This window comes from Streptomyces sp. DSM 41931 (assembly GCF_050271085.1).
GTDB lineage: Bacteria > Actinomycetota > Actinomycetes > Streptomycetales > Streptomycetaceae > Streptomyces > Streptomyces albogriseolus.
In genome coordinates, this window is the sequence record NZ_CP189902.1 from 4,574,130 (window position 1) to 4,586,513 (window position 12,384).

The 12,384-nt window shown below is 71.3% G+C and carries 11 protein-coding genes; 4 read left to right on the plus strand and 7 right to left on the minus strand.

The genetic code is table 11. From position 1 onward, the window contains the following. Positions 1 to 299: 299 nt before the first annotated feature. Both ACP7TJ_RS21335 and ACP7TJ_RS21340 read left to right on the plus strand, forming a co-directional pair. Positions 300 to 998 (plus strand): transglycosylase SLT domain-containing protein, encoded by a 699-nt coding sequence (locus ACP7TJ_RS21335; RefSeq protein WP_246532220.1) that lies wholly within the window; start codon positions 300 to 302, stop codon positions 996 to 998. Between the two features lie 146 nt (positions 999 to 1,144). After that, positions 1,145 to 2,518, plus strand: coding sequence for an AI-2E family transporter (locus tag ACP7TJ_RS21340; RefSeq protein ID WP_427764648.1), 1,374 nt, complete (start codon positions 1,145 to 1,147; stop codon positions 2,516 to 2,518). Positions 2,519 to 2,632: 114 nt separating this feature from the next. Here ACP7TJ_RS21340 and ACP7TJ_RS21345 read toward each other — a convergent pair whose 3' ends face one another. Both ACP7TJ_RS21345 and ACP7TJ_RS21350 read right to left on the minus strand, forming a co-directional pair. After that, positions 2,633 to 3,166 carry an alkyl hydroperoxide reductase gene (locus ACP7TJ_RS21345; RefSeq protein ID WP_093766835.1) on the minus strand — a complete coding sequence of 178 codons (534 nt, stop codon included), beginning with the start codon at positions 3,164 to 3,166 and terminating at the stop codon, positions 2,633 to 2,635. Between the two features lie 6 nt (positions 3,167 to 3,172). Next, positions 3,173 to 3,727 carry a peroxiredoxin gene (locus tag ACP7TJ_RS21350; RefSeq protein ID WP_006132071.1) on the minus strand — a complete coding sequence of 185 codons (555 nt, stop codon included), beginning with the start codon at positions 3,725 to 3,727 and terminating at the stop codon, positions 3,173 to 3,175. 133 nt (positions 3,728 to 3,860) lie between these two features. Here ACP7TJ_RS21350 and ACP7TJ_RS21355 point away from each other — a divergent pair, with 133 nt between their 5' ends. Next, a complete protein-coding gene (locus ACP7TJ_RS21355; protein WP_093766836.1) occupies positions 3,861 to 4,805 on the plus strand; it encodes a LysR substrate-binding domain-containing protein in 945 nt (314 codons plus the stop codon). A 12-nt stretch (positions 4,806 to 4,817) separates the two neighbouring features. Here ACP7TJ_RS21355 and ACP7TJ_RS21360 read toward each other — a convergent pair whose 3' ends face one another. From ACP7TJ_RS21360 to ACP7TJ_RS21380, 5 genes are all read right to left on the minus strand, one after another. Next, a complete protein-coding gene (locus ACP7TJ_RS21360) occupies positions 4,818 to 7,160 on the minus strand; it encodes an ABC transporter permease (RefSeq protein WP_427764653.1) in 2,343 nt (780 codons plus the stop codon). Next, entirely contained in the window at positions 7,157 to 7,852 is a 696-nt protein-coding gene (locus ACP7TJ_RS21365; protein ID WP_167740927.1) for an ABC transporter ATP-binding protein, read from the minus strand. Before ACP7TJ_RS21365 ends, ACP7TJ_RS21360 begins: the two co-directional genes overlap by 4 nt. Then, a complete protein-coding gene (locus ACP7TJ_RS21370) occupies positions 7,852 to 8,373 on the minus strand; it encodes a PadR family transcriptional regulator (protein ID WP_387790974.1) in 522 nt (173 codons plus the stop codon). Before ACP7TJ_RS21370 ends, ACP7TJ_RS21365 begins: the two co-directional genes overlap by 1 nt. A gap of 167 nt (positions 8,374 to 8,540) precedes the next feature. Further along, on the minus strand, positions 8,541 to 8,837 hold the full coding sequence (locus ACP7TJ_RS21375; protein ID WP_193459058.1) for a hypothetical protein: 297 nt from the start codon (positions 8,835 to 8,837) through the stop codon (positions 8,541 to 8,543). Continuing rightward, positions 8,834 to 9,769 (minus strand): SPFH domain-containing protein, encoded by a 936-nt coding sequence (locus ACP7TJ_RS21380; RefSeq protein ID WP_093766840.1) that lies wholly within the window; start codon positions 9,767 to 9,769, stop codon positions 8,834 to 8,836. The genes ACP7TJ_RS21375 and ACP7TJ_RS21380 overlap by 4 nt, the downstream gene beginning before the upstream one ends. Before the next feature lie 271 nt (positions 9,770 to 10,040). Here ACP7TJ_RS21380 and ACP7TJ_RS21385 point away from each other — a divergent pair, with 271 nt between their 5' ends. Further along, on the plus strand, positions 10,041 to 12,332 hold the full coding sequence (locus ACP7TJ_RS21385) for a transglycosylase domain-containing protein (protein WP_427764657.1): 2,292 nt from the start codon (positions 10,041 to 10,043) through the stop codon (positions 12,330 to 12,332). The last annotated feature ends 52 nt before the right edge of the window (positions 12,333 to 12,384 follow it).

Consider the following 12,384-nt stretch of genomic DNA (forward strand, 5'->3'; position numbering starts at 1 on the left):
TGCCCCGCCCGGTTACGGCAGAGTCTCACTCCTGTCAGGCCCCGCATACGACACAGCTGTATCCCCTGGGGGTGCCTCCCGCGCCCTTAAGGCAGTGGGGGAGGTACAGGACCACTTGGAAACACCGTTTCAACTTCATAGCGTCGTCGTATGCCGCCCGAGCACCACGCGGCGCTCCTCTCGAAGGAGTTGCCCACCGGGCCCGTGCCTCCCGTGACCCGTAGTTGGGGAGGCCAGTGTCAGGGGCACGATTGCGTCCGCGAGGGTCACCGAAGCGGGCGATGCTGGAAGGAAACCGTGTGAGCCGGATCTCGGTCCGGGGATTCGCAGTGGCCTCGGCCACGGCGGTCACCGCTGTCGGAAGCGTCGTCGGCGTTGCCACAGGCAGCACCGCAGCGCAGAACAACGACGCCGAAGCGACGGCAGCCGGCACCACGCTGCTCGCGGACATCCCCGCGGGGCAGCAGGCGCAGGTGCAGACCGCGTCGCTGACGCAGCAGGCCCAGACGATGGCCATCGCCGCGGACGCGACCGCCAAGAAGGACGCGGAGGAGGCAGCCCGCAAGGCCGCCGCCGAGACCGCGATCGCGAAGAAGAAGGAAGCCCAGAAGGCCGAGCAGGAGGCCAAGGAGCGCGAGGAGGCCGAGAAGGCCGCCAGCCGCTCCGCCGCGCGTGACGCGTCCTCCTTCGCGGCGCAGGCCTCCTACTCGGTCGCCGACGTCCAGGCCATCGCCCGCCAGATGGTGCCCGCCGACCAGTTCCAGTGCTTCAGCAACATCGTGGACCACGAGTCCAGCTGGAACTACCAGGCCATGAACCCCTCCTCCGGCGCCTACGGCCTCGTGCAGGCCCTGCCGGGCTCCAAGATGGCCTCCGCCGGCGCCGACTGGCAGACCAACCCGGCCACCCAGATCAAGTGGGGCCTCAACTACATGGACGACCGCTACGGCAGCCCGTGCGGCGCCTGGGAGTTCTGGCAGGCCAACAACTGGTACTAGGTCCGCGGACCGTCCCGCCGCCTCGCGGCGCGCTCGACTCCGGCGACAGCCCCGCACCGTCCTACGGTGCGGGGCTGTCGCCCTGTACCGTCTGATCGACGGCGCCAGGGGGACTGGTGGGGAGAAACGGGGGAAGAGGACGGATCATGTCGCGACTGCCAGGATGGCTCGACCGGGTCGGAGCCGGACTGACGAAGGTCGGCAAACGGCTGGAGGAGCGCCGCGCCGAAGTCACGCGCGACCAGGGGCCGGACGACGACCCCGCGCGCGGCGCCACCGGCGCCGACCGGCCTCCGCCGCCCCCCGAATACACCCAGGTCGTCCTCCCGGCGCGCCCCGACCCGGCGCAGGCCGTGCCCTGGGGCGTCCGGGTCGCCGCCGAGGCCGGCTGGCGCCTGCTGGTGCTCGCGGGCACCGTCTGGGTGCTGATGCGCATCATCAGCGCCGTCCAGCTGGTGGTGCTGGCGTTCGTCGCCTCGCTGCTCATCACCGCGCTGCTTCAGCCCACCGTCGCCCGGCTGCGGCGGCTCGGGGTGCCGCGCGGACCGGCCACCGTGCTGACCGCGCTGTTCGGCTTCGTGGTGATGGGACTCATCGGCTGGTTCGTGACCTGGCAGGTCATGGAGAACGTCGACACCCTCTCGGACCAGATCCAGGACGGCATCGACGAACTGCGCAACTGGCTGCTCAACAGCCCGTTCCACGTCACCGACAAGCAGATCAACGAGATCGCCAAGAACCTGCGCGAGGCGGTCGGCGCCAACACCGAGCAGATCACCTCGGCCGGACTGGAGGGCGTCACGGTCGTCGTCGAGGCGCTCACCGGCATTCTGCTGGCGGTCTTCTCGACGCTGTTCCTGCTCTACGACGGCAAGCGGATCTGGCAGTGGTCGCTCAAGCTGGTCCCGGCCGTGGCCCGTCCGGGCGTCGCCGGCGCCGGCCCGGTCGCCTGGCGCACGCTCACCGCGTATGTGCGGGGCACGGTGGTGGTGGCGCTGATCGACGCCATCTTCATCGGCCTCGGCATCTACTTCCTCGACGTGCCGCTGGCGGTGCCGCTCGCCGTCTTCATCTTCCTGTTCTCGTTCATCCCGCTCGTGGGAGCGGTGGTGTCCGGCGCGCTGGCCGTGGTCGTCGGGCTCGTCACCCAGGGCGTGTTCACCGGCGTGATGGTGCTCGCGGTGGTGCTGGCGGTCCAGCAGATCGAGGGCCACATCCTCCAGCCGTTCATCCTCGGGCGCGCGGTGCGGGTCCATCCGCTCGCGGTGGTGCTGGCGGTGGCCTGCGGCGGCATCGTGGCCGGCATCGGCGGCGCGGTGGTCGCCGTGCCGCTGGTCGCCGTCGCCAACACCGTCGTCGGCTATCTGCGGGCGTTCTCCCACGAGGCGGCCCTCGTCCAGTCGCCCCGGCCGCGGGGCGCGACGGCCATGTCCGCCCCGGACGCCCCGGCCCCGGCCCACTCCGAGCCGCCGCCCGAGGGGGAGTCCGACCGGCCCCCGGGGTCCACGGACGCACGCTGACGCCAGGCGCCGGCGAGCGCACGGCCGCCACCCCGGCGTCCTTCGCGGAAACGGCGACGGGCCCGTCCACCCCAGCGGGTGGACGGGCCCGTACGCGACGCGGCGGGCGCGGAGTTACTCCGCGAGCGCCGCCTCGGCGTCGAGGGTCGCGGCGACGGCCTGCACCACCGCGGCGATCTTGAACGCCTCCTGGACGACCTCACGGTCCAGGCCGGCCTTGCGCAGCACCTGCTCGTGCGAGTCGAGGCACATGCCGCAGCCGTTGACCGCGGAGACCGCGAAGGACCAGTACTCGAAGTCGACCTTGTCGACGCCCGGGTTGCCGATGACGTTCATCCGCAGCCCGGCCCGCAGGTTGCCGTACTCGTGGTCCGACAGCAGGTGGCGGGTGCGGTAGAAGACGTTGTTCATCGCCATCACCGCGGCGGCGGCCTTGGCGGCCGTGTACGCCTCGGGCGACAGGTTCGCCTTGGCCTCCGGCTCCAGCTCGCGCAGCACGATCGGGGAGCGCGAGGCGATCGCGGTCGCCAGCACCGTGCCCCAGAGCTGCTGGGCGGGCAGGTCGGAGTTGCCGATGACCGAACCCAGGTTGAGCTTCAGGTCCTTGGCGTAGTCCGGTATACGGGACTTCAGGGAGTCGAGGGACATGTCAGCTCACTCCCCGGCCAGCAGCGCGACCGGGTCCAGCGTCTCGTCGCCCTTGGACCAGTTGCACGGGCAGAGCTCGTCGGTCTGCAGGGCGTCCAGGACCCGCAGGACCTCCTTCGGGTTACGGCCGACGGAGCCGGCGGTCACCATGGAGAACTGGATCTCGTTGTTCTGGTCCACGATGAACACGGCGCGCTTGGCGTAGCCGTCCTCGCCCTCGATGCCGAGGTCGCGCATCAGCTCGTGCTTCGGGTCCGCCATCATCGGGAACGGCAGGTCGCGCAGGTCCTCGTGGTCCTTGCGCCAGGCGTGGTGGACGAACTCCGAGTCACCGGAGAAGCCGAGGACCTGGGCGTCGCGGTCGGCGAACTCGTCGTTCAGCTTGCCGAATGCGGCGATCTCGGTCGGGCACACGAAGGTGAAGTCCTTGGGCCACGCGAAGACGACCTTCCACTTGCCCTCGTAGGTCTTGTGGTCGATCGTCTCGAACTCCTTGCCCTTCTCCAGCGAGACGCAGGCGGTCAGTTCGAACTCGGGGAACTTGTCACCGACAGTGAGCACAGGCTCTCCTTGCAGCGAAGAAACACCCCACTTGCGGGTGTTTCCCATGGGTTGGACCTGATTGATGTTGGCACAGAGTGCATTGATCAGGGAAATAGCTACACTCGGTCGGGTTGATCGGAAGGACCTATCAGTGACTGTCGGTGACCGGCGGAGGCAGCCGAGCCTGGCCCAGCTGCGGGCGTTCGCGGCGGTGGCCGAGCACCTTCACTTCCGCGACGCCGCCGCGGCCCTGGGGATGAGTCAGCCCGCGCTGTCCGGCGCGCTGTCCGCGCTGGAGGAGACGCTCGGCGTGACGCTCGTGGAGCGTACGACACGCAGAGTGCTGCTCACTCCGGCCGGGGAGCAGCTCGCCGCCCGCGCCAAGTCCGTGCTCACGGAGGTCGGCGCGCTCATGGAGGAGGCGGACGCGCTGCGGGCGCCGTTCACCGGGGTGCTGCGGCTCGGCGTCATCCCGACGGTGGCGCCGTATCTGCTGCCGACGGTGCTGCGGCTGGTCCACGACCGCTATCCGCGCCTCGACCTCCAGGTGCACGAGGAGCACACCGCCAGCCTGCTCGACGGGCTGGCCGCGGGCCGGCTGGACCTGCTGCTGCTCGCCGTGCCGCTCGGCGTCGCCGGGGTCACCGAACTGCCGCTGTTCGACGAGGACTTCGTACTGGTCACCCCGCCCGGACACCGGCTCGGCGGACGCCACGGCATACCCCGCACGGTGCTGCGCGAGCTCAACCTGCTGCTGCTCGACGAGGGACACTGCCTGCGCGACCAGGCCCTCGACATCTGCCGTGAGGCCGGCAGCGCGGGGGTGGCCGCCACCACCACGGCGGCCGGACTCTCCACGCTGGTCCAGCTCGTCGCGGGCGGCCTCGGCGTCACGCTGCTGCCGCGCACCGCCGTCGAGGTGGAGACCAGCCGCGCCGACCGCCTCCTCACCGCGCGCTTCGCCGACCCCGCCCCGGGACGCCGCATCGCCCTCGCCATGCGCACGGGCGCGGCGAGGGCGACGGAGTACGAACAGCTGGCGGCGTCGCTCCGCGGGGCGATGCGCGACCTGCCGGTCCGTACGGTGGAGGACTGAACGCCCTCCGGTTCACTCCGTGCGGAGACCGTCCGGGCGCATCATGCGCAGCAGCGGCGGGAGGCTCAGCAGGGTGACCAGGGCGACCACGCCCGCGCCGACGCCCGTCATCCCGAGCACGCTGCCCCAGTCCACCTGGACCGGTGTCGCGGTCATCCGCAGCAGCACCGCCCCGAGGACCGTGCCCACCAGCGCGGAGAGCGCGAGCCCCAGACCGATCGGGATCGCCGTCTGCCACAGCACCGACAGGCTCAGCGTGCGGCGCCGGGTGCCGAAGGCGACCAGCGCCGACAGCAGCTTGCGGCGCTCCCGGAGCTGTTCGAGCTGGGAGACCAGCAGGCTCGCGCCGATGAGGACCAGTACGGCGGTCGCGCCGACGAACAGACCGGTGCGGATGGAGTCGAAGCGGGTGGAGCGTTCGGTGGCGGTCCAGGTCGACGCGTGGGCCAGCGGGTCGACGGCGGCGGCCGTGTTGCGCACCCGGTCCTGGACGTCGGGCACCGAGCTGTCGACGGCGATCCACAGCCTCCCGGACAGCCGCCCCGTGACCTCGGGGGTCACGGCGCCCGGCGTCAGCAGGAACCCGTTGCTCGGCATCCCGGTGGGGTCCTGCACGGAGGCGGCGCGCTGCACGCCCTGGGGCACGGTCCACACGGCGTCCCCCTGCGCGCCGGGCACCCCACCGTGCTCCAGGTGCAGGGCGCGGCCCGGCTTGTTGAGCACCTGCGTGTCCGTGTCGTAGTCGGCGCCGGTCAGCATGAAGACGTCGCCGTCCGCGCAGCCGGTCAGCCTCGCGAGCAGACGCAGGGCCGCGCAGTCGCCGACGGTCAGCTGCGCCCCGCGGCCCGGTTCCTCCGAGTCGGCGGGCCGCTCGTAGGCGTAGACGGAGGAGAGCGCGTGGACGTCGCGCACGCCCTCGGTCCGCTCGAACGTCGCCGCGGCCTGCGCCGCCGGCACACCGTCGGGGAGATCGATCTGCATCTGCGCGCGGGACACGTCCCGTCCCGTGTCGCGGGTGTACTGGTCGTCCACGCCGGCGAACAGCATCTGCAGGGCGATCGCGCCGGCCACGGCCACCGCGATGCCGTTGACCATGCGGGCCGCCGTGCCGCTGCTCAGCTGGAGCCGGCGCACGGCGAGCTGCCAGGCCAGGCCGCCCGTGCCGAGCCGGGCGACGACCGTCTCGACGATCCACGGCAGCAGGGCGGTGACCCCGACGAGGAGGCACATCACACCGCCGACGACCAGGTACTGGTTGAAGTCGCCGTTGTCACGGCCCTGGCCGGTCATCGGCACGAGCATGGCGACACCGGCGAGCGGCAGCAGCAGCCGCCACCACAGCCGGCGGCGGGCCGGCCGCGCCGTGCGGACCACGCCCAGCGGTTCGATGACCACGCCGCGCAGCGCGATCAGGGTGACCAGCACCGCGGCGGCCGGGACCGCGACCGCGACCAGCAGCGCCAGCAGAGGCGAGGGGTTGAGGTCGCTCGGGAAGACGCTGATGCGGAACAGCTCGACGGACGCCGCGAACTCGCGTCCGGCCAGGAAGAAGCCGGTGCCGAAGACCAGCCCGAGCACCGCTCCGGCGAGCGCCTCTCCCGCGGCGATCCTCCGGGTCATCCGGCTGTCGGAGCCGACCAGCCGCAGCGCGGCGAGCCTGCGGTCGCGCCGCTCGCCGCCGAACCGCACGGCGGTGGCGATGAACACGCCGACCGGCACCAGCAGCACCACGAAGATGACCAGCGTCAGCATCACCAGGACCGGGTCGAGCGGCTCGGTGTACTGGCTGCGGTCCGCGCCGAAGGCGTCGATCCGCATGACGGTCGGGCTGTCCAGCCGTTCGGCGAGCCCCGTGGCGCCCGCGTACCAGGCGAGTTCCTGGGAGCCGATCAGCCCCGGCTCGCCGATGGTGCCCACGATGTCGTACGGCAGCCGGTCCCGCAGCAGCTCACCCTCGTCGGACGCGAGCAGCTCCTTCAGCGCGGGGGAGACCACCATCGTGCCGGGCCTCGGCAGTTCGCTCACGCCGGGCGGCACCGGGGCGCTCGGGCCCTCGGCCTCCACCAGGCGGCCGCGGAGGTCCCTGTCCCTGAAGTCGCTGTTGGCGTGCGCGATGACCAGGGTGTCGTCCGACGGGCGCAGGGTGTCCTGGCTGTAGGCCTGGTCCTGGCGGGCGTCCTCCCGCCGGTCGCGTCCGTCGAGCAGGTTCGGCACCGCGGCGGTGAGCAGCAGCAGCGCCACCCCCAGCCCCACGCCGACGGCGGTGAGCAGGGCCCGGGTCCAGCCCTCGCGGCCGCCGGTGACGGCGAAGCGGGTGCCGAGGGCCAGGTCCCGCCCCCACTGACGGGCGCTCATACGACGCGCTCCATGTCGCGCGCCTTGCCGTCACGGACGACGATCTCGCGGTCGGAGTACGCGGCGACCCGCGCCTCGTGCGTCACGAGGACGACGGCGGCGTTGGTGGACCGGGCGGCCTCGGTGAGGAGCTCCATCACGCGCTCGCCGTTCAGCGAGTCCAGCGCGCCGGTCGGCTCGTCGGCGAAGACCACGCGCGGTCCCGTGACCAGCGCGCGGGCCACCGCGACCCGCTGGCCCTGACCGCCGGACACCTCGCCGGGCCGCTTCTTGCGGACGTCGTCGACCTCCAGGCGCTCCATCCAGGACAGGGCGGTGCGCTCGGCCTCCTTGCGGGGGGTGCCGTTCAGCCGCAGCGGCAGCGCGACGTTCTCCACGCAGGTCAGCTCCGGCACGAGCTGGCCGAACTGGAAGACGAAGCCGAACTCGGAGCGGCGCAGGGCGCTGCGCTCGGAGTCGTTCATCGCGGTCAGCTCGCGGCCGTTGTAGGTGATGGACCCGGCGTCGGGGGTGACGATCCCGGCGAGGCAGTGCAGCAGGGTGGACTTGCCGGAGCCGGAGGGGCCCATCACGGCGACGACCTCGCCCGGGTGGATGGAGAACGCGGCCCCGTCGAGGGCCTTGGTCGGGCCGTAGGTCTTCTGCAGGTCCGTCGCGGCGAGCAGGGAACCTGCGGGTGCGGACGTGGTCATCAGGCCACCGCCTCACGGAGTTTGTCGAGGCGCGCGGCGGTCAGTTCCAGCCAGCGCAGGTCGGCCTCGAGGTGGAAGAGCGCGTGGTCGCAGATCAGCTGGTCGGCGAGATCGCCCTTGCGCTTGCGGTCGGTCAGGACGCGCATGCTGCGCAGATGCTCCGACCGCTGCGTGTCGAGGATGTCGGCGGCGTCGCGCTCGGTGAGGAGCGCGAGGACGACCTTGGTGTAGAGCGTCGACTGGAGGTACGGCTCGGGCTTCTCCGGCGTGGCCAGCCAGCGGGCGACATCGGTGATGCCGGCCTCGGTGATGGCGTACCGCTTGCGCTCGGGACCGCCGCCGGCCTCGATGCCGTCGACCTCGACGAGGCCGTTCTTCAGCAGCCGCGACATCGTCGAGTAGACCTGGCCGTAGTGCAGCGGCCGGTCGTGACCGAACTTCTCGTCGAAGGCCCGCTTCAGGTCGTAACCATGACGCGGACCGGACTCCAGGAGCCCTAGGAGGGTGTGACCGATGGACATGCGGAGCACTCTACACACCGTGTATACGCGGGGTGTATACGCGGAGTGTGCAGTGGCCGTCCGGCGTCATGACGCAGCAGGTGAGGGGGCATTGTCACGGTTCTGTCACCGGGGTCCGTGAGGTCCGCGCATGCGTACGGCCCCCGCCGTGGGCGGCGGGGGCCGGTTCAGTCGGAGGCCGGGCCTCCGCCCGGAGGGGCGCCTGACGGCGGGCGGCCGCCCGGTGGCGACCCGGAGGAGCCGGGCGGGCGTCCCCGGCGGGGGAGAGGGCCCGTCTCGCCGGGGAGGCGGCCCGCCTCCGCGAGGGCGCGGCGCAGCAGGAACTCGATCTGCGCGTTCGCGGAGCGCAGTTCGTCGCCCGCCCAGCGGGCCAGCGCCTCGTACACCGCCGGGTCCAGCCGCAGCAGCACCTGCTTGCGCTGCGGCCGGCGCTGCGGGGCCGGGCCCCCGGACGGAGCGGTCACTGGTAGAGCGTCCCGGTGTTGAGGACCGGCTGCGCCGAGCGGTCACCGCACAGCACGACCATCAGGTTGGACACCATCGCCGCCTTCCGCTCGGGGTCGAGGTCCACGATGTCCTGCTCCTGGATGCGGGCCAGGGCCGTCTCGACCATGCCCACGGCGCCCTCCACGATCTGCTGCCGCGCCGCGACGACCGCGCCCGCCTGCTGCCGCTGGAGCATCGCCGAGGCGATCTCGGGAGCGTAGGCGAGGTGCGTGAAGCGGGACTCGATGATCTGCACGCCGGCCGCCTCGACGCGCGCGTGCAGCTCGACCGCCAGCTTCTCGGTGATCTCCTCGGCGTTGCCGCGCAGCGACAGGCCGTCCTCGTCGTGGGCGTCGTAGGGGTACTCGATGGCGATGTGCCGCACGGCCGCCTCGGTCTGGGTGGAGACGAACTCGACGTAGTCGTCCACCTCGAAGGTGGCCTGCGCGGTGTCCTCGACCCGCCACACCACGACCGCGGCCAGCTCGATCGGGTTGCCGTAGGCGTCGTTCACCTTCAGCACCGCGGTCTCGTGGTTGCGCACCCGGGTGGAGATCTTGGTGCGGGAGGTGAGGGGGTTCACCCAGCGCAGGCCGTCCTCGCGGAGGGTGCCCCGGTAGCGGCCGAAGAGCTGCACCACCCGCGCCTCGCCCGGCGCGACCATGTTCAGCCCGCACATCGCGATGAACGCGGCGAGCGCGACGACGACGCCGCCGGTGATCAGGCCGGCCTTGGCGCCGGTGGCCTCCACCGCCGTGGCGGCGACGACCATCGCCACGCCCCCCAGCAGTCCGAGCAGTCCGAGCAGCAGCGCCAGCCCGCCGCCGATGCTGTGCGCCGTGACCTCCCGGACGCGCGGCGCCGGCATCTCGGGCACGTCGGCCGTGACCTGCGGGTCGTGTGTGGTCATGGAGGATCCCCCGCTTCTCCGCGCGCTGCCGCACGGTGTTCGCTCTGACTATCGGTGTGCTCACTAAGTGATATCACATTACCGGTTCATGGCAACCTCGCACCCCTTTCGTACGTCGGTTCCGTTGGAGTGGGTGCTGATTGTCACGTCCGTAAAGGCCGGATCGGCGGCCCTTTGTCATAGCTCCCGGTGTTAGCTTGCTGAGCTGACCTGAGCGGCGAACGTGTGTGCCGCACGAGCACACGGATACGAAGCGGAGCGGAACAGGCGTATGGGACGAGCGGAAGAAAGACGCGCACGACAGCGCGGCGGACGCCGTGCGGCACCCAAGGGCCGCCGCGCCGCCGCCGCGGGCGGCCGCACCGGCATACGCCGACTCTTCACCTGGAAGAAGATCCTCGGCACCTTCTTCACCCTGTGCCTGCTCGGCATGGGCGCCTTCATCGTGCTGTACATGCTGATCGACATCCCGGAGGGGAACGCCGACGCCGAGCTGCAGAGCAACGTCTACGAGTACAGCGACGGCAGCCTCATGGCCCGCGACGGCGACCGCAACCGCGAGATCGTCGACCTGGCCCGGGTCCCCAAGCCCGTGCAGCGCACGTTCGTCGCCGCCGAGAACAAGACGTTCTACAAGGACTCCGGCGTCGATCTGAAGGGCACCGCCCGCGGTGTCCTCAACACCCTGTCCGGCAAGGGCGCGCAGGGCGGCTCGACGATCACCCAGCAGTACGTCAAGAACTACTACCTGACCCAGGAGCAGACCGTCTCCCGCAAGCTCAAGGAGCTGGTCATCTCCCTGAAGCTGGACCGGGAGAAGTCGAAGGACTACATCCTCGCCGGGTACATCAACACCAGCTACTACGGCCGCGGCGCCTACGGCATCCAGGCCGCCGCCCAGGCCTACTACCGCGTCGACGCCGAGGACCTCACCGTCGAGCAGGGCGCCTACCTCGCCGCGCTGCTCCAGGCGCCGAACCAGTACGACTGGGCGATCGCCGGAGACACCGGCAAGAAGCTCGTCCAGGAGCGCTGGAACTACGTCCTGGACAACATGGTCGAGCAGAAGTGGCTGGACGCCGGCGAGCGCGCCGGCATGTCGTTCCCCGTGCCGAAGGAGCCCAAGGCGGCCCCCGGCATGGAGGGCCAGACCGGCTACCTGGTCGAGGCGGCCAACGCGGCGGTCAAGCAGCAGCTCGTCGAGCAGGGCGTCGCCGAGGACCTGGAACAGGCCAAGGCGCTGCTGGACCGCGGCGGCTACACCATCACGCTGAACATCGACAAGAAGAAGCAGAAGGCGCTGGAGAAGGCGGTCAAGGACCGGCTCACCAGCAAGCTCGACCCGAAGAAGCGGGCCGTCGACGCCGACGTCCAGGCCGGCGCCGTCTCCGTCGACCCCAAGACCGGCAAGGTCGTGGCGCTGTACGGCGGCGTGGACTACGTGAAGCACTACACCAACAACGCCACCCGCAAGGACTACCAGCCGGCGTCCACCTTCAAGCCGGTGATCCTCGCGGCGGCCGTCGAGCAGGGCGCCGAGACCCAGGACGGCGTGCCCATCACGGCCGACACGGTCTACGACGGCGACAGCAAGCGCCCCGTGGTCGAGGACGGCGAGAAGGTCGGCTTCGCCCCGCCCAACGAGAACGGCACGGACTACGGCGACATCACCGTCCAGGAGGCCATGAACAAGTCCGTCAACTCCGTCTTCGCGCAGATGGGCGTCGACGTCGGCATGACGGAGGTGATGAAGACCGCGGGCGCGCTCGGCATGAGCGACAACCTCGACCCGTTCCCGGCGCAGACCCTGGGCACCATGGGCGCCAGCCCGATGCAGATGGCCGGCGTCTACGCCACCCTCGCCAACCACGGCAAGCAGGTCACGCCGTCGATCGTGAAGTCGGTCGAGCACAAGGACCGCACGATCGAGATGCCCGACCCGGTCGGCCAGTCGGTCCTCAGCCGGCGGGCCGCCGACACGGTCACCTCGGTGCTCACCGGAGTGGTCGACGACGGTACGGCGCAGGCCTCCGTGCGGGACAACCCGCTGCGCGACGGCCAGCAGGTCGCGGGCAAGACCGGCACCTCCGACGACAACAAGTCGGCCTGGTTCACCGGCTACACGCCCGACCTGGTCACCTCGGTCGGCCTGTTCGGCGAGGATCCGAAGACCGGCAAGCAGGTCCCGATGTACAAGGCGGGCGGCGTCGACTACCGCGTCAACGGCGGTGGCTTCCCGGCCGAGATCTGGGCCGCTTACACCTTCGGAGTGCTGGACGAGGTGTCCGAGTTCGACCTGGAGACCGAGCAGGGCGCGGGCGTGGCCCCCACCCGCAGCCCGTCGCCGTCGGAGACGCCGTCGCAGACGCCGACCGAGGAGCCGACGACGGAGGAACCGACGACGTCGGCCCCGCCGTCGACGACGACCGCCCCACCGACGACGGAACCCCCGTCCCAGACCCCGACGTCCCCGCCCCCGTCCCAGACGCCGACGACCCCGCCGCCCCCGACCTTCGACCTGCCGGGCGGCCCGGACGAGCCCGCGAACAACGACCGCGAATAAGGCCCGACACGCGCAGTTCCCCGCGCCCCTATAGGGGCGCGGGGAACTGCGC

Excerpts from the sequence above, each read along its gene's own strand:
- ACP7TJ_RS21340 (WP_427764648.1), top strand. The coding sequence starts at position 1,145 with ATGTCGCGACTGCCAGGATGGCTCGACCGGGTCGGAGCCGGACTGACG.
- ACP7TJ_RS21345 (WP_093766835.1), bottom strand. The coding sequence starts at position 3,166 with ATGTCCCTCGACTCCCTGAAGTCCCGTATACCGGACTACGCCAAGGAC.
- ACP7TJ_RS21360 (WP_427764653.1), bottom strand. The coding sequence starts at position 7,160 with ATGAGCGCCCGTCAGTGGGGGCGGGACCTGGCCCTCGGCACCCGCTTC.
- ACP7TJ_RS21365 (WP_167740927.1), bottom strand. The coding sequence starts at position 7,852 with ATGACCACGTCCGCACCCGCAGGTTCCCTGCTCGCCGCGACGGACCTG.
- ACP7TJ_RS21370 (WP_387790974.1), bottom strand. The coding sequence starts at position 8,373 with ATGTCCATCGGTCACACCCTCCTAGGGCTCCTGGAGTCCGGTCCGCGT.
- ACP7TJ_RS21380 (WP_093766840.1), bottom strand. The coding sequence starts at position 9,769 with ATGACCACACACGACCCGCAGGTCACGGCCGACGTGCCCGAGATGCCG.
- ACP7TJ_RS21385 (WP_427764657.1), top strand. The coding sequence starts at position 10,041 with ATGGGACGAGCGGAAGAAAGACGCGCACGACAGCGCGGCGGACGCCGT.